Origin of the sequence: Asticcacaulis sp. SL142, assembly GCF_026625745.1 — a bacterium.
GTDB lineage: Bacteria > Pseudomonadota > Alphaproteobacteria > Caulobacterales > Caulobacteraceae > Asticcacaulis.
The window spans coordinates 858,584-883,333 of record NZ_CP113061.1; the positions used below are offsets into that span (position 1 = coordinate 858,584).

The 24,750-nt window shown below is 56.1% G+C and carries 27 protein-coding genes; 16 read left to right on the forward strand and 11 right to left on the reverse strand.

Annotation, left to right across the window (positions count from 1 at the left end):
- Window positions 1–9 precede the first annotated feature (9 nt).
- Together OVA03_RS03975 and OVA03_RS03980 are read right to left on the reverse strand one after the other, a co-directional pair.
- Window positions 10–759 (reverse strand): SPOR domain-containing protein, encoded by a 750-nt coding sequence (locus tag OVA03_RS03975; RefSeq protein ID WP_267526880.1) that lies wholly within the window; start codon window positions 757–759, stop codon window positions 10–12.
- 246 nt (window positions 760–1,005) lie between these two features.
- Window positions 1,006–2,175 (reverse strand): deoxyguanosinetriphosphate triphosphohydrolase, encoded by a 1,170-nt coding sequence (locus OVA03_RS03980; RefSeq protein WP_267526881.1) that lies wholly within the window; start codon window positions 2,173–2,175, stop codon window positions 1,006–1,008.
- A 143-nt stretch (window positions 2,176–2,318) separates the two neighbouring features.
- Here OVA03_RS03980 and OVA03_RS03985 point away from each other — a divergent pair, with 143 nt between their 5' ends.
- The 5 genes from OVA03_RS03985 to OVA03_RS04005 all read left to right on the forward strand — a co-directional run bounded on the left by OVA03_RS03985 (window position 2,319) and on the right by OVA03_RS04005 (window position 5,729).
- Window positions 2,319–2,654 (forward strand): HesB/IscA family protein, encoded by a 336-nt coding sequence (locus OVA03_RS03985; RefSeq protein WP_267526882.1) that lies wholly within the window; start codon window positions 2,319–2,321, stop codon window positions 2,652–2,654.
- A 13-nt stretch (window positions 2,655–2,667) separates the two neighbouring features.
- The gene (locus OVA03_RS03990; RefSeq protein WP_267526883.1) at window positions 2,668–3,459 is read left to right on the forward strand and encodes an exodeoxyribonuclease III; all 792 of its coding nucleotides are present in this window, start codon (window positions 2,668–2,670) and stop codon (window positions 3,457–3,459) included.
- Between the two features lie 37 nt (window positions 3,460–3,496).
- A complete protein-coding gene (locus OVA03_RS03995) occupies window positions 3,497–4,081 on the forward strand; it encodes a hypothetical protein (protein ID WP_267526884.1) in 585 nt (194 codons plus the stop codon).
- Between the two features lie 94 nt (window positions 4,082–4,175).
- Window positions 4,176–4,913 carry a hypothetical protein gene (locus OVA03_RS04000; RefSeq protein ID WP_267526885.1) on the forward strand — a complete coding sequence of 246 codons (738 nt, stop codon included), beginning with the start codon at window positions 4,176–4,178 and terminating at the stop codon, window positions 4,911–4,913.
- Window positions 4,914–5,042: 129 nt separating this feature from the next.
- Complete coding sequence (locus OVA03_RS04005) at window positions 5,043–5,729, forward strand: NnrU family protein (protein WP_267526886.1); 687 nt, start codon at window positions 5,043–5,045, stop codon at window positions 5,727–5,729.
- Here OVA03_RS04005 and proC read toward each other — a convergent pair.
- The 3 genes from proC to OVA03_RS04020 form a co-directional block, all read right to left on the reverse strand.
- Window positions 5,726–6,523 carry a pyrroline-5-carboxylate reductase gene (gene proC / locus OVA03_RS04010; protein ID WP_267526887.1) on the reverse strand — a complete coding sequence of 266 codons (798 nt, stop codon included), beginning with the start codon at window positions 6,521–6,523 and terminating at the stop codon, window positions 5,726–5,728. The genes OVA03_RS04005 and proC overlap by 4 nt on opposite strands.
- A gap of 14 nt (window positions 6,524–6,537) precedes the next feature.
- Complete coding sequence (locus OVA03_RS04015; protein WP_267526888.1) at window positions 6,538–7,065, reverse strand: YbjN domain-containing protein; 528 nt, start codon at window positions 7,063–7,065, stop codon at window positions 6,538–6,540.
- 75 nt (window positions 7,066–7,140) lie between these two features.
- A complete protein-coding gene (locus OVA03_RS04020; protein ID WP_267526889.1) occupies window positions 7,141–7,401 on the reverse strand; it encodes an accessory factor UbiK family protein in 261 nt (86 codons plus the stop codon).
- A 149-nt stretch (window positions 7,402–7,550) separates the two neighbouring features.
- On the opposite strand from OVA03_RS04020, the gene lgt reads away from it, so the two are divergent.
- The 8 genes from lgt to OVA03_RS04060 all read left to right on the forward strand — a co-directional run bounded on the left by lgt (window position 7,551) and on the right by OVA03_RS04060 (window position 15,656).
- Entirely contained in the window at window positions 7,551–8,432 is an 882-nt protein-coding gene (gene lgt, locus OVA03_RS04025; RefSeq protein ID WP_267526890.1) for a prolipoprotein diacylglyceryl transferase, read from the forward strand.
- Window positions 8,432–9,505, forward strand: a complete 1,074-nt coding sequence (locus OVA03_RS04030; protein ID WP_267526891.1) for a class I SAM-dependent methyltransferase — start codon at window positions 8,432–8,434, stop codon at window positions 9,503–9,505. The genes lgt and OVA03_RS04030 overlap by 1 nt, the downstream gene beginning before the upstream one ends.
- Before the next feature lie 9 nt (window positions 9,506–9,514).
- Window positions 9,515–10,303, forward strand: coding sequence for a peptidoglycan editing factor PgeF (gene pgeF / locus OVA03_RS04035; protein ID WP_267526892.1), 789 nt, complete (start codon window positions 9,515–9,517; stop codon window positions 10,301–10,303).
- Window positions 10,304–10,454: 151 nt separating this feature from the next.
- On the forward strand, window positions 10,455–11,390 hold the full coding sequence (locus OVA03_RS04040; protein ID WP_267526893.1) for a ribose-phosphate pyrophosphokinase: 936 nt from the start codon (window positions 10,455–10,457) through the stop codon (window positions 11,388–11,390).
- Window positions 11,391–11,608: 218 nt separating this feature from the next.
- Window positions 11,609–12,826 (forward strand): hypothetical protein, encoded by a 1,218-nt coding sequence (locus OVA03_RS04045; RefSeq protein WP_267526894.1) that lies wholly within the window; start codon window positions 11,609–11,611, stop codon window positions 12,824–12,826.
- A gap of 242 nt (window positions 12,827–13,068) precedes the next feature.
- Window positions 13,069–13,662 (forward strand): 50S ribosomal protein L25/general stress protein Ctc, encoded by a 594-nt coding sequence (locus OVA03_RS04050; protein ID WP_267526895.1) that lies wholly within the window; start codon window positions 13,069–13,071, stop codon window positions 13,660–13,662.
- 80 nt (window positions 13,663–13,742) lie between these two features.
- The gene (gene pth, locus OVA03_RS04055) at window positions 13,743–14,381 is read left to right on the forward strand and encodes an aminoacyl-tRNA hydrolase (RefSeq protein WP_267526896.1); all 639 of its coding nucleotides are present in this window, start codon (window positions 13,743–13,745) and stop codon (window positions 14,379–14,381) included.
- A gap of 6 nt (window positions 14,382–14,387) precedes the next feature.
- Window positions 14,388–15,656: a glycosyltransferase gene (locus OVA03_RS04060; protein ID WP_267526897.1), complete on the forward strand. Its 1,269-nt coding sequence runs from the start codon at window positions 14,388–14,390 to the stop codon at window positions 15,654–15,656.
- Here the strand turns inward: OVA03_RS04060 and OVA03_RS04065 are convergent.
- Complete coding sequence (locus OVA03_RS04065; RefSeq protein ID WP_267526898.1) at window positions 15,646–17,391, reverse strand: aspartyl protease family protein; 1,746 nt, start codon at window positions 17,389–17,391, stop codon at window positions 15,646–15,648. The genes OVA03_RS04060 and OVA03_RS04065 overlap by 11 nt on opposite strands.
- A 179-nt stretch (window positions 17,392–17,570) precedes the next feature.
- On the opposite strand from OVA03_RS04065, the gene ychF reads away from it, so the two are divergent.
- Window positions 17,571–18,683, forward strand: coding sequence for a redox-regulated ATPase YchF (ychF, locus tag OVA03_RS04070; RefSeq protein WP_267526899.1), 1,113 nt, complete (start codon window positions 17,571–17,573; stop codon window positions 18,681–18,683).
- 165 nt (window positions 18,684–18,848) lie between these two features.
- Here the strand turns inward: ychF and OVA03_RS04075 are convergent, their stop codons facing one another.
- The 5 genes from OVA03_RS04075 to petA form a co-directional block, all read right to left on the reverse strand.
- Complete coding sequence (locus tag OVA03_RS04075) at window positions 18,849–19,502, reverse strand: HD domain-containing protein (protein WP_267526900.1); 654 nt, start codon at window positions 19,500–19,502, stop codon at window positions 18,849–18,851.
- Between the two features lie 150 nt (window positions 19,503–19,652).
- Entirely contained in the window at window positions 19,653–20,180 is a 528-nt protein-coding gene (locus OVA03_RS04080) for an adenine phosphoribosyltransferase (protein ID WP_267526901.1), read from the reverse strand.
- A gap of 194 nt (window positions 20,181–20,374) precedes the next feature.
- The gene (locus OVA03_RS04085) at window positions 20,375–21,256 is read right to left on the reverse strand and encodes a cytochrome c1 (protein ID WP_267526902.1); all 882 of its coding nucleotides are present in this window, start codon (window positions 21,254–21,256) and stop codon (window positions 20,375–20,377) included.
- Window positions 21,257–21,261: 5 nt separating this feature from the next.
- Complete coding sequence (locus OVA03_RS04090) at window positions 21,262–22,554, reverse strand: cytochrome b (protein WP_267526903.1); 1,293 nt, start codon at window positions 22,552–22,554, stop codon at window positions 21,262–21,264.
- Between the two features lie 17 nt (window positions 22,555–22,571).
- Window positions 22,572–23,114, reverse strand: a complete 543-nt coding sequence (gene petA / locus OVA03_RS04095; RefSeq protein ID WP_267526904.1) for a ubiquinol-cytochrome c reductase iron-sulfur subunit — start codon at window positions 23,112–23,114, stop codon at window positions 22,572–22,574.
- Between the two features lie 222 nt (window positions 23,115–23,336).
- Here petA and OVA03_RS04100 point away from each other — a divergent pair, with 222 nt between their 5' ends.
- The gene (locus OVA03_RS04100; protein WP_267526905.1) at window positions 23,337–23,807 is read left to right on the forward strand and encodes a tRNA (cytidine(34)-2'-O)-methyltransferase; all 471 of its coding nucleotides are present in this window, start codon (window positions 23,337–23,339) and stop codon (window positions 23,805–23,807) included.
- A gap of 49 nt (window positions 23,808–23,856) precedes the next feature.
- Complete coding sequence (gene hemF / locus OVA03_RS04105; RefSeq protein ID WP_267526906.1) at window positions 23,857–24,747, forward strand: oxygen-dependent coproporphyrinogen oxidase; 891 nt, start codon at window positions 23,857–23,859, stop codon at window positions 24,745–24,747.
- The last annotated feature ends 3 nt before the right edge of the window (window positions 24,748–24,750 follow it).

Sequence of the window (24,750 nt, forward strand, 5' to 3'; positions counted from 1 at the left end):
AGTACAGCCTTACTTTACGAAGCAGGACTTACCTGCCGATTTCAGCGCGTCGCAAAATGCCTTAGCCTTGTCTTTGGTCGGAAAGCCCGTGAACGACGTCCGATACAGCGTAGCGCCGTCACGCTCGACCTTTTCAACGGCTTTCGAGGTACCCGACACAAACATGCCGTAGCTGGAAGCCAGCGCCGCATATTGCTTATCGGCGATATCGCGTGAGGTGAAGGCGCCAATCTGAACCGCGGCCCCGGCACCAGCCACCACGGGTTTCGGTGTCTCAATCCGGGCGACGGGTGCCACGACTTCAGCCGGGACAGCCGGCGTAGCGGCAGGTGCCGCTGGCGTATCCATCGTATTGCTGGGGATGGGCCCGGTGCGGATTTGCGCCGGCGGTGGTGCCTCAGATACAGTTGCCGACGCCTCGGCGCGCGCCATCGGCTCTTCGGTGCCCGGCGCAAACTTTGGCTCAGCATCGGGGGCTACCGGATCAAGCAGATCCTCATCCGTCAGCGGACGGGCATCTTCGATGCGGTTATCTTTGTAATTCGAAAGGGACTCGCCAATCTCAGCCATGTCTTTGCGGCTATTGAGGCCGGAATTATAGAACATGACCACCGCCAGCAGCAGCACCACCAGCACAATACCGCTGGCGATCAGGGTGATCGGAGTCTGCGGACGTCCGCCGCTCCCGCCCTGACGCGCTTCATAGCTCAAATTGTCTTCTGTGGGCGGCGTGTAAGTGCCGCGATCCTTATCAACCATAAACGTCAGATCCTGTGGTGCATCCCAGGGGAGCGATATTTGGGGCCATATCAAGCCGATCAGCGCCATGCAATGATTCGGCTATGACCTGGCATAGTTCCGGCCTTTCCCGCCAGCGCGGGAATCATCCTAAACTGAGACCTCATTTTGGCATCTCTATGGCGAAAATCCAGTGCTGATTCGCCGCACGGGCATGTTTTGTTCCGCCCTGTGGCCTAAAACAACCCTATGCTATTCATGCGAGCCTCATGTAAACGAGAACAGCTTGCGATGCTCTTCGATGGCAAACGAATCCGTCATGCCCGCAATATAGTCGCAAATGACCCGTGCCCGCCCCGCCTCGGTATCCTTTGAGCACACCAACTGATACCACTCATCCGGCAACACATCCTGCTCCTCCATATAGAGGTAGAACATCTGATTGAGGATGCGCTTGGCGTGTGAGCGCGTGCGGTTAAGGTGATGGTGCTTATACATACGCGCATACAAAAACGCCCTAAGCCGCGCCAAGCCTTCCATGATGGTCCCGGAAAACGCCACCATCTGACGCGTGGCCTTGCGCACATCTTCTGCCGTTTCGATACCGTCAGCCTCTAACCGGCGCTGTGTTTCTTCGGTAACGTCGCGGATCATGGCCCCGATCATGCGCCTAACCCCTTCCAGACGCAGCATCCGGTCGTCGATATCCGGCCAGTCTTTTTCAGTCGATGCCAGGGCCGGGCCGATCAGAGGAATATCGCGCAGGTCATCAATAGTGAACAACCCGGCCTTAAGGCCATCATCAACATCGTGATTATTGTAGGCGATATCATCGGCAATAGCGGCGATTTGGGCTTCAATCGACGCATAAGTATCCATGCGTAAGTCATAGATATCATTGAAATCCTTGACGGCCTTCCAGCTTGGGCGCGACAGCAGATGCACCGACGGGCCGTTATGCTTTATGATCCCCTCCAGGGTTTCCCAGGTCAGGTTCAGGCCCTCAAACGCCGGATAGCGATGCTCCAGCTTTGTAACCACACGGAAGGTCTGCACATTGTGATCAAAACCGCCCCACGGCTCCATACACTTATGCAGTTCATCCTCACCGGCATGGCCAAACGGCGGATGACCCAGATCATGGGCCAGAGCCACGGTTTCCGCCAGATCCTGCTCGACATTCAGCGACAAGGCCAGTGAGCGGGCAATCTGCGCCACCTCCAGCGAATGGGTCAGACGCGTGCGGAAGTAATCGCCCTCATTCGCCACAAAAACCTGCGTCTTGCCCTTCAGACGGCGAAAGGCCGTGCAGTGAATGATGCGGTCCCGGTCGCGCGCAAAGGGCGTGCGGGTGGAGCTTTCGTCCTCGGTATAAAGACGGCCAAGGCTTTTGGCGGAATTTTCAGCGTAGGGCGACAGAGGTGTGTATGGGGGCACGTCGGGCTTTATCCATATATTTCAAACAGGTTCATCGCCTATATTAGCCTAAACCTCAAACGAATGGCTAATTTCCGAAAAACTTTACCTAAAAAATTTAATCGACGGCTGAACTTTACGCCAAATCCGACTATATAGGGGCTATGAGCACGTCTAATTCCATATCTTTGTCCGCCGCCGCCGCGCGCCATATCAACGCTTTATCTGCGCAGGCCGGTCACGAAATCCTGCTGAGGGTCGCCGTCGAAGGCGGTGGCTGCTCTGGGTTTCAGTACCAACTGGATCTGGTTGACGCGGCCGAAGATGGCGACAGCGTCATCGGCTATAACGGGGCCCGCGCACTGGTTGATGATGTCTCTGCCCCCTTATTAAGCGGGTCAATCATTGACTATGTTGAGGAACTGGTCGGTTCCCAGTTCAAAATCCTCAACCCCAATGCCAAGTCATCCTGCGGGTGCGGCGTGTCCTTTTCGATATAAAACAGATCATTTCATGAAAATTTCGACCTGGAACGTCAACTCTGTCAATGCCCGGTTAGAGGTCATTCTCAACTGGTTCCGAGAGGAACGTCCCGATGTCTGTTCGCTTCAGGAACTGAAGTGCATCGACGAAAAGTTCCCCTATGAGGCCTTTGAAGCTCTGGGTTACAACATCGCCGTTCATGGCCAAAAGACCTATAACGGTGTGGCTATCCTGTCGAAATATCCGCTGTCCGACATCACCAAGGGCCTCAAAGGCGAAGATGAAGACGAGCAGGCCCGGTATCTGGAGGCCGTCGTTGACGCCCCTCACCCGTTTCGCGTCACCTCCATCTACCTGCCCAACGGCAATCCGATTGGCACGGAGAAGTACAGCTATAAACTGCGCTGGATCGAGCGGCTTATGGCCCGCGCCACGCAATTGCTGGCACTTGAAGAACGCACGATTTTATCCGGCGATTACAACATCATACCGGAACCTGTTGATTGCTATAATCCGGCCGTTTGGATGGATGACGCCCTGTTTCAGACTGAGGTCAGAGCCGCGTTCCGGCGCTTTAAAAACCTAGGGTACAGCGATGCGTTCGACCTTATGCCCCCCGCCGACAATCGTTACACCTTCTGGGATTATCAGGCCGGTGCCTGGCAAAAGAACGAAGGCATCCGCATCGACCATCACCTTATGTCACCGCAGGCTGCGGATAAGCTATCGGCGTTCACCATCCACAAAGCCACGCGCGGATTTGCGACCGAAAACGCCAAAGCCTCCGACCATGTGCCGGTCAGCGTTGAGTTTAACCTCTGATTGAGCTTAAACTCAGGCTGAAAGGCTGATTCCTGATATGGATGAAACTCTGCGGGTACTGTTATGGTTTTTGCTGGCCGGGATTGGCTTGCTTATCGTGTCATCCGTGGTTTTATGGTGGTTTGAATCCAGCCGCAGGTTAACCCGTGGCCTGTTAAGGGCCTTGGGCAAACCTGCCGATGCTATTGTCTATGATCTGGGCGGACAAAAAGCCGCCGGCCTTGATTTCAGCGCTGGCGACATGGCGGTACTGTGGGACAGTGGCAAACAAGGTCTGGTGTTCACCTTTGATGAAATTGACGGCGCTGAATTGATCGTCGATGAAAAAATCGTTGCCCGCACGCAAAAAGGCGAAACCCGCCGGGTGATGGATGAAACCTACCCCAATGCCAGTCGGGTTATCTTGCGGCTGATGTTTGACGACATTGAGACGCCGGAATTTGAAGTCGAATTGTTTGGGCAGATGTCCCCAAATCCAGTCCACCCCAAGACGGCAGCCGATGCGGTGCGTCTGGGACGTAAGTGGTTGTCGCATGTCGATGCCGTCATCAAACGGCCCGCGACGGTGCGCGCTCGCCCCGCAGGCGAAGATCATGACGCAGACGACACGGCAGACGATTAAATATGACGCGGATTCAACAAAGTCTTTCACTGCCCCCTTACCGGCTGATATAATTCATGGTTAATATGCGCGGCAATTCTTTGGGGTGGACGGGTTGGAACGGTTTCTTCCGACATTGATAATTTTATCGGCAGCAGGCATCGCGATTCTGCTGATCCTTTACCGTGTTTGGAATTCGCGCGTCGAGCAGCCTAAAAAACTCGAAGACGAACTTAACGAAGCTTTGGAAGGCACCCGCGCCGATGTTCAGGCGTTGGAACCGGTCAGGCGTGCGGCCTGCGCCATCGCCTATAATCTCAACCGCGTTATCATTGTGCGCGAATTTGGTAAGGTGCCCACCCGCATCTATCCGATACGCGAACTGATGGGGATTGAGATATTTGTCGATTCCAAGGTCGTGGCGCGTGTCCTGCGCTCCGGCCCGCACAAGATGCTGGATGATATCGCGCCGCAGGTGACCCGCGTGACCATGCGCCTGATTTTTGATGATCCGGCCCGTCCGGACTTTGAACTGGTGCTGTGGGACCCCAACGATAATCTGACCGCCCGCGCCGAAGGCCCGCGGGGCGCGATGGAAACGGCTCGCCGCTGGTTTTATCATGTCGAGGCGATTATCCGCCGCCCCAAGGATGAGCTTGAGGTAAAGGCCGCAGCTACAGAACCGCCACAGGCCCCCTCACCGACACCGCCCGCACCACCGCCAGAGGCGCATAAGCCCTTTCCGGCACCGGGCGAGCCGTCAAAGCCTGAACCACCAAAAGCCACGCCCAAAAAGGATGATATTGACTTGCTCAATGCCCCCATCATCCCTTATGTCGATATGCGGCCATAAGTGGCTTTGAGTTCGGGCGTCTCTTAAACAACGCACCCGGCAGCCTGCGGTTATCAATGCCGTCAGCAACCCTTGTTTGATGGCAAACAGTCGTGATAGTCATCACAGTGACTGTTGATGGAGACCGGTATGTGGACCCTCGCGCTGGCCTGCGCTTTTTTTCTGTGTATCCACCTGATGATCTCCGGAACGGTGCTTAAGCTGCAAATCATCAGCGCCATCGGCCCGACGGCCTATTACATCCTGTTTTCGTTGTTTTCTCTGGCCGGTCTGGCGTGGATGATGCACGCCTATGCCATGGCGATGGCTGATCCGTTGAACCTGCGCATCTGGCAGGCACCGGTGCTGCTGAAAGCCTTGGCGCTCGTGACCAATTTCGTCGCTTTTCAACTGATCATCATCGGCTTCATGAGTAAAAGCCCTACGGGCATGGCCGCCCTGAAACACCTCAGCGACAAACCGGTCTACGGCATCATTCGCGTATCCCGTCATCCGATTTTGTCAGGTATTGGCTTATGGGCGCTGACCCACATGGCCTGCAATGGTAATCTGGCGGCATGGATATTTTTCGGATCGCTGCTGGCCCTGTGCGTGCTGGGGGCCAACAGCATCGACAATAAACGTCTGGCGCTGATGGGCGATACGTACCGGATGATCAAAAAGCGCACCTCGATCATACCGTTCGCCGCCATGATGACCGGGCGTACGCCGTTCATTCCGGAAGAGATAGGCTTGGTCAAATTCCTGTTTGCGGCATCCATCTATTTCGTGATGCTGGCCTTCCACGAATTTCTATTTGGCCTGTCAGCGGTTTAGCCCAGTTCGCGCGAGCGCTTGAAAGCCGCCTCAACCGTCGCCTTGATCAGGTCATCAAGCCCGCCGTCTGCACACAATACCTTCAAACCCGCCTCGGTCGTCCCGCCGGGAGACGCCACCTTGCGGATCAGATCGTCGGGCTCTTCACCCGTTTCATCCAGCAGGCGCGCCGCGCTGATCAGGGTGGCCCGCGCCAGGGTCCGGGCATCAGCAGGCATCAGGTTCACACTTAATGCGGCCTTCTCAAGCGCTCGCGCAAAGGCATAAACATAGGCGGGCCCTGAACCCGACACGGCCGTGGCCGAGTCAATCAGACCTTCGTCGCTTAATATCGCCGTCGCCGCGATGGGTTCAAATACAAACCGGGCCGCCTCAAGTGCTGACGCATCGGCGGCATATATGCTGGCCACGCCCTTACCTGTTGCCACGCCGGTTGTGGGCATGACACGCGCCACCTTAATCGGGGCAAAGACTTCTGACAGGTCCGCCGTTTTCACCCCGGCCATAACCGAAATCAGCACCGCGTCAGGGTTCAGGTTGCCCTCGAAAATCTTGGCCATCTCGCGCCAGCTCTGCGGCTTGACGGCGACGATAATTGTTTTGGCCTGCGCCCAGACTTCGGGTGGCGGATTGAGCTTCGCCCCATCAGCGGCGTAGGCCTGCGCTTCGTCCTGCGGCTTGAGATCCAGAATCATCACGTCAGACGGCGACACATGGCCCTGACGACGAAACCCTTTGAGAATGGATGACCCCAGCGCGCCTGCGCCAACCAGAAGAATGGGGGTGAAAGACATATGCTAATCTCTTCTTACGCTTCGCCGACAGTCTCAAACAGGCAGGCCTCTAAAGCCGCCATCGGTGAGCGCGCCCCTTTGAGGTAAAAATCAAACGCCGGGAAAAACCGGTCAACGGCATCCGCCGCTGAATTGATCATATGCGCGGTCTGCACGGCCGAGGGCTTATCCAGCGTGGTGAACGCCAAAGTATGGCGAAACACAATATCATTGACCGGTTCGCCGTCATCCATGCCCGGCTCGCGGTAAATTTCAAAATGCCCGAACCAGACCCGCTGATTGACCAGCGATAACAACTCATAAAGCCCAGTCACATGCTCCGGTTTAAAGCCGATATCCAGGCCACAACACAGTTGCAGGCACTCACCTTCGGGGCGCCAGACAAACCACATGTCATAGCTTTTCCAGTCACCCGACAACATAAAGGTCAGTTCACCGTCTTTGGTGCGTTCAAAATTCAGCCCCTCATCGGTGAGGATGGTTTCCACCATCTCCAGCGGGTCGAGGCTGAAATCGCTGTCAAAAGCCAGAGGCTGATCCATGATATCGTCTTTTATCTCTATATTGCCGTCACTATGCGCAAGTCTTACCCAAATGGGTCAAAAAAGGCTTGGCAATTACGCGGCCGGGCCGCTTTCGTCTTTTTTAGCGGCTGGTTTTTTGGCAGCTTTGAGCGTTGCCAGTTCGGCACGTAGTTCTGCGACCTGCGCCGCCAGCGCTTCGTATTCATCGCGACGCACCAGATCCATGTCGGCCACCCATTTGTCAGCCTGAGCCCGGAACGCGGACTTGGCCTCTTCGCCTGCCGCCTGCGCCAAGGACATGGCATTGGTGGTCATTTTGGCAAATTCGTCCATGAAGGGATTTTTGGTTTGCATAGCCGTCTCCTCAAGGGGGGGTACAACAGGGTCAGACGCCATATAGTACACTTTCACAAACATTTTTCATGATTCTTCATTTAAGCGCGACGATTCGATGCGATCTTGCTAAACGGACTTTTGGATATGTCACGAAAGCGCGCCCTGTCATGAGCCCTGTGCCTTTAGTTTTACCCGATTTCGATCCCGTACTTTTGCAGATCGGCCCCGTTGCCATCAGATGGTATGCGCTGGCCTATGTAGGCGGGGTGCTGTTTGGCTGGATGTATGCCGCCAGACTGCTGAAAAAAGAGGTCTTGTGGCCCCATGACCGCGCCCCGATTACGCGCGAACAACTCGAAGATCTGATCCTGTGGCTGTTTGTCGGGATTATTCTAGGCGGCCGGATCGGCTATATACTATTCTATGATCTGGGGCCGGTGCTGGCTAACCCCATTCAGGCGCTCAAGGTCTGGGAAGGCGGCATGTCCTTCCACGGCGGCATCACGGGTGTAGCCGTGGCAGGCATATTGTTTGCCCGTAAATATAAGCTCAATGCCTACAGCGTCGGTGATTTACTGGCTTGTGCGGCGCCGATTGGTCTGTTTCTGGGCCGGGTGGCCAATTTCATCAATGCCGAACTGTGGGGCCGCGCGACCGATGCGCCCTGGGGCATGGTGTTTTGTAATAAGCATGTGCTTGAAGCCTATGGATATTGTCCCGCCGGCCCATTGCCACGCCATCCGTCGCAGCTTTATGAGGCGGTGCTGGAAGGGCTGGTACTGTTCGCCGTCGCCTTTGTTCTGGCCTATATCTATAAGCAACTGAAACGCCCCGGACTGATCATGGGGGTATTTGTGGCGGGCTACGGCATTTTCCGCACCATAGTTGAGATGTTTCGTGAGCCGGATGAGCAGATGCTGCCGTTTTTCAAGAACGTCATCACCATGGGCCAGAGCCTGTCGCTGATCATGGTGATTATTGGGGGCTGGCTGATCTGGCGCGCGCTATCGGGTAAAACCCAAACTAAGACTGAGGACGAAACGACCTGATGTCTCTGAAAGACCGGCTGAAACGCGACATCGCTCAGGACGGGCCGATGACCGTCGCTGATTATATGTGGCGCTGCCTGCTTGATCCAAAGGACGGTTATTATTCGACCCGACCGGCACTGGGTGCAGACGGCGACTTCATCACCGCGCCCATGATATCGCAGGTATTCGGCGAACTGATCGGCCTTTGGTGCGTTCAGGTTTGGCAGGATTTGGGATCGCCCGCGCGGTTTAATCTGGTCGAAATTGGCCCCGGCAATGGCACATTGATCAGCGATATTCTGCGCGCCGGACGCGTGGTTCCAGCGTTTCTGACGGCAGCTAAGGTGGTGCTGGTTGAACCGTCCGCACCTCTGCGCGATTTGCAGTCGGCCAAGGTGCCGAACGCCGCATACCTGAATGATATCGCCGACATGCCCGACGACGCGCCCCTCATTATCATTGCCAATGAGGTTCTGGATTGCCTGCCTGCCCGTCAGTTTATCCGGCGTGATGGCAAATGGCATGAACGGCGCGTGGGGCTTGACGACAACGGTGAACTGATCTTTGGCCTCAGCGACGCGCCTGCTGATTTTAGGCCGCCGCCGAATGACGAAGAGGGGCAGATTTATGAAATCTCCCCCACCCAGAGGCTGATGGCGCAAATCCTGTCGGATAAACTAAAAACAGCGACCGGCGCCGCTCTGCTGATCGACTATGGCCGCGATATGCCGGGCTCAGGCGATACCTTACAAGCCCTATATCGCCATCAGAAATTCAGTCCGCTGGAGGCACCTGGCGCGCATGACCTAACCGTGTGGGCCGATTTTCCGTCCGTCGCTGCCACCGCGCGCGCAGCGGGTGTCACCGTTAGCGAAATCACGACACAATCGGTTTTCCTGCAAAGACTGGGCATAGGTGCACGCCTTGAGGCCTTAAGCGCTAAAAACCCCGACCGCGCGGATGTGCTGTCGCGTCAGGTTGAACGCCTGATCGCGCCGGAGCATATGGGCGAACTGTTCAAGGTGCTGGGTTTAAGCTTTTCCAAAGACCTTAACCTGCCCGCGCTTGAAACGCCCTTACTGAAAGCCTAGACTGATCCCATGATCTCCACGCTTCCGCCCCGCATCCTGCATCCGTTATTGGATTTGCCTAATATCCAGCATGGCTTTTTCACCCGTCTGGGCGGGGTGTCAAAAGCACCGTATGACAGCCTCAACATAGGGCTGGGCTCAAAAGATGATCAGGATGACGTGAGTGAAAACCGCCGTCGTGTCGCCGCCAGTTTCGACCGCGACGACAGCCACCTCCTGACCTGCTATCAGGTGCACTCGGCTATCGCTTTGACGGTAAACATGCCGCTTGCTCTTGATGCCCGCCCCGAAGCGGACGGACTAGTCACCGGTAAGGCCGGACTGGTATTGGGAGCGTTGTCGGCGGATTGCGCGCCGCTATTATTTGCCGACCCGATCAACCGGGTGGTCGCTTCGGCCCATGCCGGCTGGAAAGGCGCGCTCGGCGGCATTATCGAGGCCACGCTCACCGCTATGCTGGCAGAAGGCGCTGATCTGCGTCACATCCGCTGCGTGGTCGGCCCATGTATTCAGCAGGCCTCCTATGAAGTCAGCGCCGATTATGAAGCCACCTTTGCTCAAACCGATCCCGACAGTCCGGCCTTTTTCATTCCGGGTCACAGCCCTGATAAACGCTTTTTCGATTTGCCCGGTTACTGCCTGATGCGGCTTAAGAGTGCTGGCGTCACCATGACGGCCTCAACCGGCCATGATACCTGCGCGCAAGGGGAATTGTTCTTTTCCAACCGTCGCGCCTTTAAAACTGGAAAAAGCGACTATGGGCGGTTGATTTCAGCCATTATGCTAAGGCCGGAATAGTCTGAAACGGCGCAACCCTGCCACGCCGTTCATAAATTTACATATTTACGACGAATCTCCTTGTCCCTGTGGTTTCTCCTGCTAAAAGCCGCATAAATTCCTGTGCCTTAAGCGCACATCCTTCGGTTTGCTCCAACCCAGGCCTAAAGACATGAAACTCCTCTCCGCCAATTCCAACCGCAGCCTTGCCCAGAATATCGGCACCTATCTCGACATGCCGCTGACCAAGGCGCGGGTCCAACGGTTTGCGGACAACGAAATCTTCGTCACCATCGACGAAAACGTGCGCGGCGAAGACGTCTTTGTCATTCAGTCGACCAGCTTTCCGGCCAATGACAACCTGATGGAGCTTCTGATCTGCATCGATGCGCTTACCCGCGCCTCGGCCAAGCGGATCACGGCGGTCATTCCTTACTTTGGTTACGCCCGTCAGGATCGCAAAGTCGGCGGCCGCACCCCGATTTCAGCCAAGTTGGTCGCAAACCTGATCACCCGCGCCGGAGCCCACCGGGTTTTGACAATGGACCTACACGCCGGTCAGATTCAGGGCTTTTTCGACATCCCGACCGATAACCTTGTGGCCATCCCGTTCATGGCCCGCGACATCAAGGATCAATACAGCAACGCGGCTGACATTATGATTGTCTCGCCTGACGTTGGCGGCGTGGTGCGCGCCCGCGCTCTGGCTGACCGTCTGGGCGGTGATCTGGCCATCGTTGATAAGCGCCGTCCGCGCGCCGGTGAATCCGAAGTCATGAACATCATCGGTGAAGTCGAAGGCCGCGACTGTATCCTGTTCGACGATATCGTTGACTCCGGCGGCACGCTGGTAAACGCCGCCAAAGCTCTGGTCGAACAAGGCGCCAAATCGGTGTCAGCCTATATCAGCCACGGTGTCCTATCGGGCGAAGCGCTCAACCGCGTCGATAAATCGGTCCTCAAAGAACTGGTGATAACCGACTCTATCGAAGTCCCCGAAGTTATCCGCAATCACCCGAAAATCCGCATCGTCGGCGTGGCCCCGCTGATCGGCGAAGCCATCCGCCGCATAGCCAACGAAGAATCTGTCTCGAAACTGTTCGACTGATTTTCAACGGTTCGGATAGTTCCGAAATCACAATTCTCCCCCGCCTTGCAATGGGCCATAATTTCGGCGCTTTTTTTGCCTGATGTAATAAATCGGCAAGGAAATAGGCTATACAGTCGCGGAAAATTGCGCACAGTGAACGCCCAGACAGGCGACCTGCAGTCATAGCGGCATGTGCGCATACCCACCGCGCCTGAGAGTATTTAAGGGGAGTTGTTATGAAGACGGTTGTTTATAAAGGCGTATTGGTATCGATGTTCGCTCTGGCTCTGGCCAGTTGCGCCACGGAAGCCCCGCCACCACCTCCGCCCCCGCCGCCAGCTCCGGCCGGTCCGCCGGTTGCTTTGTCTCCGGTCGTGTCGGACGCCGCCTCCGTCTATTTAGAATATGTGAAAACCGCGCGCGAAATGACCCCTGATTTCGCCACTGCCGACGTTATTCAGACCAAGCTTCAGCAAGGTGCCGCCTATGAGCCCAAGCAATTGGCTCGCGGGGCGGTTGCCTATGCCGCCATCGTGGCCATGCAGGAACCCAGTTTCCGCTCGGAGCTGCGCGCCTATGCCGCCAATCCTGAAAGCCGCGCGCAACTGATAAACAATATAATGTCAAACCCGGCGGCAGCGGCCAATATTCCGGGCGCCAATATCGCGGCCCGCCGGGTGATCCTGGCTCTGTCCAGCCACGGCGAAAGCGTCTATAAGGCCGGTGCGCGCGTCAAGCAGGCGGCCTATGACATCCAGAAACAGCAATGGTCGCGCGAGTTCATCAAGACCCGTGACGTGCGCCTGTCACAAGCCAAGATCAATTCCACAACCGCCCATCCGGTCGCTGCCGATCAATCGAACCAACTTCTGGTCGCGGCACTGACCGGTCAAGGCATGGTAACCCAAGCCACGTCGGCGGCCTATTCCACCGATCAGGCCGCTACTATTGCCGCGACCTCAACGGGACAGCAAGACCCGATCGTCGCGCAAAAACTGACGACATCCGATCTTCAACCGGGCGTCACCCTGCCCGCGAACATGTTTGACGCCCCCTATACGGCCACCGTCAACCGCGGACTGGCAATCGCCGCTCTGGCTATTCTGGGCGAAGGCGCCGGTGCCAATGAGGCCAATATCTCCATGCTGCTCGATGAACGTGATGGCCCGACCTGCCTGAACATGGCCAAGCTCAACCTTTATCAGTGCCTCGCCGTTGCCAAGCCACACTTTGAAGATGTCTTCTGCATTGGTCAGCACATCCTTATGGATACCGGCCAATGCATCGGTCAGGTGTCGTCCAATGCGCTTGATCTGGCGCCAAAGCGCACTGTTGAGTTCAATGCTGATGGCACTGAAAAGCTGAAATACGTCAACGCCAAGCCCTATATAAAGCCGGCTCCGGCCAAGAAGGCTCCGGCTAAAAAGACAGCCACGAAAAAGAAGACGTCCTGATCGATTCTTATCCGTCGAATTCAATTCGGGCCTGAAGTGCATTTGATGTTTTTCAGGCCCTTTTGCTATATACGTGCCTTAAAAAGCCGTCATATGACGCCGAAAATTGCATTTTTTGCCCGGCTTGACGGTTGCGTATTCAGGACAATGCGTGTATCAACCGGCCTCTTTGGAATTTCGGGTATTCACCCACGCCGCAGGCTTACGCTGTGTACGGCGCATTTTGTTTGAGGAAGTGGCTTATGGCCGAGATCGTTTTAGACGTTGAAGTTCGTGAGCGCACCGGCACCGGTGGCGCCCGTGCTGCCCGCAATGCCGGTAAGCTGCCTGGCGTTCTTTATGGTGGTGACAAGGCCCCTGTGCCGATCGCCGTCAGCCTGAATGAGTTCCGTAAGGCGCTTTATACCGGCAAGCTGGCGGGTCACCTTGTCACGCTTAAGCATGGCACTGAGACCCAAAAAGTTATCGCCAAGGCGATCGACTTCCATCCGGTCACCGACGTTCCGGTACACTTCGACCTTTACCGCGTCGATGAGCACCAAAAGATCAAGATCAACGTCGTGGCTCACTTTATCAACCACGAACTGTCGCCCGGCCTGAAAAAGGGCGGTACGCTCAACGTCGTGCGTCACGAAGTTGAACTGTGGGCCCCGGCTGACCACATCCCAGAAGATCTGGTTTTCGACCTGACCGGCCTTGAAATCGGCGACACTGTCCGCGTTTCGGCTGTGAAGCTGCCCGAAGGTGTTTCCCCGACCGTTGACCGCGATTTCGTGATCGCGACGGTTGCTGCAACTGGCGGCATGGGTGCAGACGAAGCGACCACCGAAGCTTAAAGTTTTCCGACTTTAGCATTGAAATTGATTGAGGCCTTGTTCTAGCTTAAGAACAAGGCCTTATTCTTTGGGAGATGTACGTGTTCCTGCTGGTCGGCCTCGGCAATCCGGGCGATAAATACGAAAAAAACCGCCATAATATCGGCTTCATGTTTATCGACGCCTTGGTCGATAACGGCGGGTTTGGCCTTGCGAAAAAGCGCTTTCAATCGCTGTCCAGCGAAGGGCAGGTTGAGACCGCAGCCGGTCTCAAAAAAGTCCTGTGCCTTAAGCCGCAGACCTATATGAACCTGTCCGGCAATGCCGTGCTGGAAGCCGCCTCGTTTTATAAGATCAAGCCTGAGCATATTATCGTGTTTCACGATGAATTGGATCTGGCACCCGGACGGTTCCGCATGAAACTGGGCGGCGGCCATGCCGGTCACAATGGCCTGCGCTCGATCATGGGACATCTGGGACCCAATTTTGTGCGCGCCCGCATGGGTATCGGCCATCCCGGCGACAAGTCTATGGTTCATAACTGGGTGCTGTCCGATTTCGGCAAATCGGATATGGCGTGGGTTGATGATCTCAACCGCGCCTGCGTCAAGTCCCTGCCGCTATTACTTGGCGACGCCCACGGCAAGCCCGATAATGACCGCTACCAGAATGAAGTCATGCGACTGGCGCCTGCGCCTAAGTTCAGCCCGCGTCAGGTCGGCGCGGCCGGGGTGGAATAAACGCCCATGAAGATTGTCCTGGCCACTCACGGAAGCTTGGGCGATCTTCACCCGTTTATGGCGCTTGGGCTGGCGCTGAAAGCGCAGGGCGCGGAGGTCGTGCTGGCCTCACATCCCGACTACCAGCAAAAAGTCGAAGCGGCAGGCCTTACCTTTTTCGATTATGGTGCCAGTCGCGAAACCTATACCCGCGACCTGCGCATGGCCCCCGAAGCCATCATCCACCGCCTGACCCGCGACCACGGCTTTATGATCAAACGCCTGATTGCGCCCTACCTTGAAGCGTCAGTGGACGCCCTAAAACCGCTCGTGGCCGACGCCGATGCGGTGGTTGGTTCCTCCTTTGCTTATGGCGCACATATACCGGCGCAACTGGCGCGCAAACCGTTTACGGTCATCGCCTTGCAGCCTACGGTTATGATGTCAGTTTATGACCCGCCTAAGGTCAAAAAAGCTCCGTTCATCTTCAATCCCACCCAAGCCTGGCAACGCCATTACAACCGCCTGATCATTCGTGCGGGCGAAGCCTTTATGGCCTCCACGCAATCCAGCATCCAGCGCATCTATAAAAAATTCGGTCTGGAACCCCACATAAGTCTGGGCGGCATATTATCGGATCACCAGACTCTGGCGCTTTATGATCCTCTGTTTGGACAGATCGAGCCTGATTTTCCGCCCAATACCCAAATCTGCGGGTTTCCATTTTACGACAGCGAAGATGGCCATGAGCCGCAATTGTCGCCTGAATTAACACGTTTTTTAAGCAGCGGCCCTGCCCCGCTCGTCTTTGGCTTGGGCAGCGCGGTCGTCACGGGCGGCGGAGCGTTTTACCGAACCGCCATAGAGGTCACGCGCCACCTTAATGCCCGCGCCGTGCTGCTGGTCGGTGCGGACAGCCCGCTCCTTGCCGAAGATCACGGCCCGGACATACTGGCCATATCTTACGCACCGCACTCCCTGCTGTTCCCGCGCTGCCGCGCCATTATCCACCACGGTGGCATAGGCTCCACCGCTCAGGCCCTGCGTTCTGGCCGGGCGCAACTGGTGGTGCCCGTGTTTGCCGATCAGTTCGACAATGCCCGCCGCGTCACGCGTCTGGGCGCAGGCAAACACCTCGATTACGATCAGTGGACGATGCATAAGGCTCTCACAGCCCTCACGCCCGTACTGGATGACCCCGACATCACCATCCATGCCCAGGAAGTAAGGCTATCCTTATCCCGCCACGATGGTGCTGCCACGGCAGCCGCCCTCATCCTAACGCCTACCCATTGAAATACTTGTTCGCTTTAAACCAGACATTTCCGTCACGATCATAAAGGCTGTTGAACCGCCGCAGCAGCCCCATGCCCATGACCGCATCGGCCCCTGCCATATCCAGGTCATCGCTAAGTGACGGGTCCGAAAAGGTCACCGGACAGGGATCAATCCGGTATGATCCCAGATCAAAACCACTTACGCCTGTAAAGCGGGTCTTCACAAAATGCTGCGGGTCGCTATAGGCCAGACGATCCTCGGCCTTGGGAAAGGCATCCCAAAGATTACGCGCCCGTACCGTTTGCGACGGCAACCATAGGCCATAGGCCGTGCCGGTCTGCATCAGGCATTGTGTATCCTTGCCCATCAGCTTTGCCGCCACAATCAACCGCCCGTCAGACGCCTTTGTCACGGCCAGACGCTCAAAACCGCCCGTATCGACATCACCGCTCTTAAAGAAGACCAGACTGTTAGTGGCGAAATCCAGCAAGGACGGGTAAAGCCTCAGAAAATCCAGCCCCAGCACAGCTCCATTCTTGGGGTTATGGGCCACCTTAAAGCGCAGCGCCTCCAGTGACATGCCGTGAATGGAAAGCGGAGCCCCCTGATAATAGCCACCCGTCGCCGACAGACCAAGCCGCGCCGCCAATGCCTCACCGATTGAACTCTCAGCACCAGTATCCAGTCTGGCGATTGCCGGCAGCCCGCCCTTACCCGTCAGCCGAAACAATATCTGGCGGCTGCTGGTGTAGTCAAAACCCAGCACGGGTTTATCTGCTGATGATTCAGGCCGAACCTCAGAAGCCCCGGCCAAACGCGTCGGCGGCGCCATAGCCATCAGATTCTGATTACGCTTGATATAAACCGCCTTCTGCGGCGTGAACGCCACCGTGAAGGCTCTAAGGAATGGCGCACCCACAAGGCCGTGAAAGTGGTCTTTGGATTGAATAGTGTCCTTTTCAGCGGGATCGACCAAGGCGGCGGCCACGTCCGGCACCCAGATCCCACCAATCTGCACATCCTTGATACTGACCAGCCGCCCCTTGAGTTTGCGGCCATTGGCGCCGGTCATCTCAGCCTCACGATAAACCGGATACTTATCCCACAGCTTATGCCGCCTGACGACATCGCCAAACACCATTATAGGGCCCGTCGCCCCCGTATCCAGCGCAAGATTCAGCGCCGCGTCCGGCAGTTTGATCTGCACATAGACCTTTTCTACGCCCCCCTGATATTCGGACCTGTAGATGCCGTTCAGTTTTCCGAACCCCGTCAGGTCCATAGGCGCGCCGACATAGTAGCGAATTTCTCTGGCTTCATAGTCAAGCTGGCAAGGTAACTGGGTCAGTATATTGGCCGACAGCAGGCCGTCATATTCGCGCTCTGTGAAGGCATCCGATCCGGCAAACCGCCAGTTTTCCACACGCAACGTCCCCCCAAGGACAATTTCCCCCGCCGCATAGGCCTTGTGGATATCCGTTCCCTTGATGCTGCCCGTTGCCGCCTTGCCATCCACACGCAGGCCCAACTGCCGCGCCAGATCCTCACGGATCATGCTGACCGATGCCCCCGTATCGAGCATGAACGTAAAGGGCCCCTGACTATTGATCTTGAGTTGCACCAAAGGCAGCCCGCCTTTGGATAGGGTAATGGGTACCCGAACTACCTGCCCGTCTGCGGCATGGACACCGCCCGCAACACCCACACCCGCAGTCGCCGTGGCGCCCGCCATAAACTGACGTTTCGTGATCATAATTCCCCCTGCCGATCATTTTCGATCCTTTACCACTGGCTACCACACCCTTTTTGCGGCGTCACATGGATTTTGCAACTTCGCGCCCCATAAGATGCGGGCACTTTAAATCTGGCCTTAGCCGTGGTTCCATGATAGCGGAACGGCCAATTTACAGTTTCCCATAGTCACGGATTCCCATGGCCCTCAAAGTCGCTATCGTCGGTTTGCCCAATGTCGGCAAATCCACCCTGTTCAACGCCCTGACCCAGACCGCCTCGGCGCAGGCCGCCAACTATCCGTTCTGCACCATTGAGCCCAATACCGGCGATGTCGCCGTGCCTGAACCGCGTCTTGAGGTGCTGGCCAAGATCATGGGCTCCAAGGAAATCATTCCGGCGCGCATCAATTTTGTCGATATCGCTGGCCTCGTGCGCGGTGCCTCAAAAGGCGAAGGCCTCGGCAACCAGTTCCTGGCCAATATCCGCGACTGTGACGCGATTGCCTTCGTGGCGCGCTGCTTTGTTGATACCGACATCACCCATGTCGAAGGCCGCATTGATCCGATCAGCGATCTGGAAATTATCGAAACCGAACTGATGCTGGCTGATCTGGAAAGCCTGGAAAAGCGCCTGCCGAACCTTGAGAAACGCGCCAAAACCGGCGGTGATAAGGACGCGGCCATCACGGTGGGCCTGATTAATGCCGCGCTGGCTGAACTGCGTGATGGCCGTCCTGCCCGCATCGCCTACGAAAAAGGCAAGGTTTCCAAGGACGACCAAAAAGCTTGGGACATGCTGCAACTGCTGACCTCAAAGCCTGCGCTTTATGTCTGTAATGTCGATGAAGGCTCCGCCGATAAGGGCAACGACCTGTCCGAGCAAGTAGCCACCCGCGCCAAGGCCGACCATGCCAAATCAGTCGTGATTTCAGCCCAGATCGAGTCGGAAATCGCCCTGCTCGATGCCGAAGAACGCGCTGAGTTTCTTGAAACCCTGGGCCTCGAAGAACCGGGCCTGAACCGCCTGATTCGTGAAGCCTATACCCTTCTTGGGCTGCAATCCTATTTCACGGTCGGCCCCAAGGAAGCCCGCGCCTGGACCATCCATGTTGGGGATACTGCCCCGCAAGCCGCCGGTGTCATCCACACCGACTTCGAGAAGGGCTTCATCCGCGCTGAAACCATGGCCTTTGACGACTATGTCAAGTTTAACGGCGAAGCCGGCTGCAAGGAAAACGGCAAGTTTCGCCAGGAAGGCAAGGAATACCTTGTCAAGGACGGCGATATCCTGAACTTCCGGTTCAACGTGTAACCCCCTCTCCCGAAAGTCCTTCGCTGCGCTCAGTGTACTTTCAGGTGATCAGTAAATAACCCGAAAATCGTGAGATTTGAGTCGAGTAGCAGGAGCCTAGCGACGGAGGTATATTAAATACCTCCTAGTGACGGCGACGCACTAATCGACCAAAGACCGCGATTTTCATATCTCTTCGTGAAAGTATTCGACAAAGGCCCTCATCCGGGCCTGACGGAGTTCGGCCATATCTTTACCGGCCCGAGTCTGAAAACCGTCTGATAGCTTAAACAGCTTAGTCGTAAAGTGATCCAGCGCAAAAGAGGCGTCATCCAGGTCGCGGCCTTGGGCTTGCGGGTCAGTCGCATCGTACAGCGATGATCCCATACGTCCTGCCGTATAAAAGCACCGGGCAATACCCACGAAACCAATGGCATCCAGACGATCCGCGTCCTGAAGTATGCGCGCCTCAAGGGTCTGGGGCGGGATATTGGCGCTGTAGCTATGGGCATGAATGGCGTGATCGACGGCATCAAGATCGGCCTCTTCCCAGCCCAGTTGGCTCAGGATTTCGCGCGCCTTATCCGCCGCCATGCGCGAGGCGCGCGACCGCTCCGGAGAATTCTTTTCGACGGCGACACAATCATGCAGCAACACTGCCGCCGTCAGAATGCGCAAGCACCCGCCCTCAAGCGCCTGAAGCGTGCGGGCGACCTTATAGACCCGAACCAGATGGGCAACATCATGGGCGCCGTCGTTACTGACCACGACATGCGGCAAAAGATCCTGCGCCAATTCTTCATAGGGCGCGAACCCTTCACTAAGTTGTACGAATGACATCGACTCAGGTCTCTTCGTTTTGGTTACGCTATTACCCTGCACAGAATCGTATACACGGTTCAGCGCTTAAGGGTCTATAAGCCACAACTGATAAGTCCGCTACACACTTTTCGGACGAAATTTGTTCGCTGGCGCAGCAGCTCTTGAGACTCAATGCCCGTCAAAGCCCACCAGACTTACGACCTTAATGCCTGCGGCCTCCAGCCTGCGCGCACCGCCAAGGTCGGGCAGATCGATCACAAAAGCCGCGCCCACAATTTCCGCCCCACCCCGCTTAAGCAAATCGATTCCCGCCATAGCCGTCCCCCCGGTGGCAATCAAATCGTCAATCAACAGAACCCGTTCCCCCGATTCAATCGCGTCAGAGTGCATTTCTATGATGTCCATGCCGTATTCTAACTGATAGGCGCTGGAAATCCGGTCGTGCGGCAGTTTGCCCTTTTTACGCAAAGGCACCACGCCCGCTCCCAGAATATGCGCCACCGCCCCGCCCAGTATAAACCCGCGCGCTTCGATACAGGCGACCTTATCAATATCCGTCCCGGCAAAGGCACCGACCAATTCATCCACGGCCAGGGTAAACGCCTGAGCATCCCCTAAAAGCGTGGTGATGTCCCGGAACATGATGCCGGGCTTGGGGAAATCAGGGATAGTGCGGATGGTCGAGGCCAGTTTCATATATATTATCTCAAAGCTTAGAGCCGTGCTTATACGCCTGTTTTTCGGCGCTTTTACAACAAAAAAACCCGCCGAATTATCGACGGGTTTTTACTAAGCTAATATGTGAAAATTTTCACAGGATCATATCCGAGAAAATTTTCTCAATGCTGGAAGGGGTGCCCATGAGGGGAGCCTGCTCCCCTCATGAAGTCTTAGTGCTTACCGCGCCAGACAAACCTATAAGACGCATAGGTCAAACCGAAGAACAGCAGCAGATAGGCCAGAACCGCAACACCGGTCTTCTTGCGAAGAACAGCCTTGGGTTCACCGGCCCACTCAAGGAAGGCCGCAACATCAGCCGCCTGGTTGCTGAGGGTCGATTCACGGCCATCATCAAAGGTAACCTGACCGGCGGACAACGGCGGTGCCATAGCCAGAACCCCACCGGCAGGCACATGCTTGTGATCGCCCGACCATGCCGACGACAGATCGCCGGGGAAGTAAGGGTTGTAATGCTGACCTTCGGCAATCTTAAGACCCGCAGGCGGTGCTTTATAGCCAGTCAGCAATGAATAGACATAGGACGCACCACCGTGACGGGCCTTGGTAATGACCGACAGATCCGGCGGAACCGCCCCGCCGTTCGATGCCGCCGCAGCTTCCGGATTGGCAAACGGTGACGGGAAAGCATCTGAAGTAGTGGCTTTGCGGGTGATCACATCGCCCGTCTCAGAGTCAATAGTAGGCACCTCAAATTCGGAGGCAATCTGCTTTACGACCGGGTTTTCGTTCGGGTTCTTGTACTTCGGATCATAGAACGGACCGTCCTTTTCACCCAGATTACGAAACGAAATCAGCTTCATAGAATGGCAGGCCGCGCACACTTCGCGGTAGACCTTATAGCCCCGTTGAAGCTGCGCCTGATCATAGGTGCCCAGAACGCCGCTAGAGCTAAAGCCTTCTTTGGGTTCATGGGCATGCAAAGCACCGCCTGCCGCCAGAGCCGAACCTGCCCCAAGGGTAAGCGAAGCCGTCATCACGGTCGCCGCCGCCTTAATCCACGCTTTCCTGCCGAGAGTTTGTAGGGACTTCATCTGAGTTAGCCCTTTTTCTTGTTGTGTTCGGCCAAAACCGCCTCGGAGATCGACGCAGGCACCGGCAACGGCTCTTCCTTCAGACCAATCCATGGCATGATGAGCAGGAAGAAAACGAAATAATAGATTGTGAACAGACGGGTCAGCCACAGATAGGAGTTCAACTGACCGTCAAACAGGGTGAAACTCGGCAGGCCCGGAATGACCTGAGCATCCGGCAACTGAGCGCCGCACCAGCCAAGGCCCAGACAGACGATAACGAAGATCACGAAGAACCAGCGCATCACCGGACGGTAACGCATAGACTTGACCTTTGAGGTATCCAGCCATGGCAGGGCAAAGATCACCGCGATCGAACCGAACATCGCAATCACACCACCGAATTTATCCGGGATAGCGCGCAGGATGGCATAGAAGGGCAAGAGATACCATTCAGGCACAATATGGGCTGGCGTGACCAGTGGGTTAGCCGGAATATAGTTATCGGCATGGCCCAGAGCATTCGGCATAAAGAACACAAACACCGAGAACAGGAACAGGAAGACGATAATCGCCACGCCGTCCTTAACCGTCGCATAGGGTGTGAACGCAACGGTGTCTTCCTTGGACTTGATCTCAACACCCGCCGGATTATTCTGACCGGCGACGTGCAGTGCCCAGATGTGCAGGATGACCACACCGGCAATCACGAACGGCAGCAGATAATGCAGTGAAAAGAAGCGGTTAAGCGTCGCCTGATCGACCGCGAAGCCACCTTGCAGCCAGGTCAGGATCGGCCCGCCGATCAGCGGAATCGAGCCGATCAGATTGGTGATCACGACCGCGCCATGGAACGACATCTGCCCCCAGGGCAAGACATAGCCCATGAACGCCGTAGCGATCATCAGGAAGAAGATGATACAGCCCAAAATCCACAGAACTTCGCGCGGGGCCTTATAGGAGCCGTAGTATAGGCCGCGCAGCATGTGGATATAGACGGCAAAAAAGAACATCGACGCGCCATTGGCGTGGACATAACGGATCAGCCAGCCATAGTTCACATCGCGCATGATGCGTTCGACACTGTTAAACGCGTAATCAACATGCGGCGTATAGTGCATGGCCAAAATAATGCCGGTGATGATCTGAATCGCCAAACAGACTGACAAAATCCCGCCGAAAGTCCACCAGTAGTTCAGGTTCTTAGGAGTCGGATAGTCGACAAAACTGTCATAGGCCAGTCGCACGATCGGCAAACGCGAATCGAGCCACTTTTCAAAGCCGGTTTTAGGTACATAGGTAGACGGATGATCGCTCATGGTGCCCTGCGCTCCCCTTAACCGATTTTGACGCGAGTATCGGTCAGGAAATCATATTCCGGAACGACCAGATTGAGCGGGGCCGGGCCTTTGCGGATGCGGCCCGACGTATCGTAGTGAGAGCCATGGCACGGACAGAACCAGCCACCATAGTCACCGGCCCCAAAGGTCGGCACGCACCCCAGATGGGTGCAGGAACCAACAAGAATCAGCCATTGTTCTTTGCCCGCCTTAACACGGTCGGCATCGGTTTGCGGATCTTTCAGATCAGCCAGCGGTGTATCCTGAGCCGCCTTGATCTCCGAACCTGTACGGCTGCGAATAAAGACCGGCTTACCGCGCCATTTAATCACGATCTGCTGACCTTCCTGAACCTTGGTCAGGTCGAACTCCGTCGACGCCATGGCCAGAGTATCGGCTGCCGGATTCATTTGCGCCACCAGCGGTACGGCAATAGCCCCCACGGCACCCACGGCGGTCGCCCCCGCAGCAATGTAGATAAAGTCGCGGCGGGACGTATCGTCATTCACCGCAGCGGCCGTATTGTCAGGTTCGCTCACCTTGCCACCTCATAGTTTTCCTCTGCCACGTCCCCTTAGCGCTATGCGTTAAAGTGCCGCGGCCCGCTTCGTTCATAGCCGAAGCGCCCATAATTACAAACCTTCCATCCACCGATTCCGTTAAAAATTTAACTCAAATCAGCATTTATCGGTTCTTGTATCCGTCTATAACCACAATTGCAGGATGGATTCAAACCCGTAGTCCGGAAAACCTATAAAATCATGCGTTTTGTATTGTACCAGCCCGACATCCCTCAAAACCTCGGCAGCGCCATACGTCTGGCGGCCTGCCTTGAGGTAAGCCTTGATATTATCGAGCCTTGCGGCTTTCCCCTTAATGACAAAGCCATCAAACGGGCAGCTATGGATTACGGGGGGTGCGCTGATGTGTCGCGGCATGATTCGTGGGACCGGTTCAAAAACTGGCGCGCCAGTTCAACCCCGGCATCCAGAGTGATCCTGTTTACAACCAAGTCTGCGGCCCCCTATTGTGACTATGGGTTTCAGGCAAACGACATACTGCTGTTTGGTCGCGAAAGTGCGGGCGCACCCGATGAGGTTCATGCCTATGCCGATGCGCGCCTGTTCATCCCGATCAGCGCTCAGGCCCGCTCAATCAATGTCATAAATTCAGCCTCCATGGCGCTGGGGGAAGCCCTGCGCCAAACAAGCACCTTTCCTGTCAGGCCCTGATCAGCCTATAAGCCCCTGAAACCTCCCGCCACTTGTCCGTGAGCCCCTTATGCTGAACACCGCCATTGTCACCACCCCAGATGTACTGGCCGATCGCCAGAAGGCGGCGTCCGCCTGGTTTCGGTCTTTGCGCGACCGGATTTGCGCTGCATTTGAGGCGCTGGAGGATGAAGCGTCGCCGTCACTTTACAAAGGCGAAGCGGGCCGGTTTGTGCGCAGTCCCTGGCAGCGGGCTGAGGGCGGCGGCGGTGAGATGTCGATGATGACCGGCCGCCTGTTTGAAAAGGTCGGCGTTCATATCTCTACTGTGCATGGCACGTTTAGCCCGGAATTTGCCAAAACCATTCCCGGCGCCGACGAAGACCCGCGCTTTTTTGCCACCGGCATCAGCCTGATTTCGCACATGACCAATCCGCGCGTGCCAGCGGTGCATATGAACACCCGCTATATCTGCACGACCAAGGGCTGGTTTGGTGGCGGTGCCGACCTGACACCGCTGCTGGCGGTGGATCGGTCTCAGGCAGCGCCGGATGCAGCCAAATTCCATCAGGCGTTCAAAGACACCTGCGATCAGTATGGCGCAGACTATTATGAGCGCTTCAAAAAATGGTGCGACGAGTATTTTTTCCTGCCTCACCGCAATGAGTCGCGCGGCATCGGCGGCATATTCTATGACCACTTCAACAGCGGCGATCATGACGCCGATTTCGCTTTCACACGTTCGGTCGGTGATACGTTCCTCGATGTTTATCCCGTCATAGTGCGTGACCGCTTTAATGAACCGTGGAGCGAGGCCGAGCGCGAGGAACAGCTGATTCAGCGCGGGCGCTATGTCGAGTTCAACCTGCTCTATGATCGCGGGACGCTGTTTGGGCTGAAAACCGGCGGCAATGTCGAGTCTATCCTGTCCTCCATGCCGCCCTTGGTAAAGTGGCCTTAACCT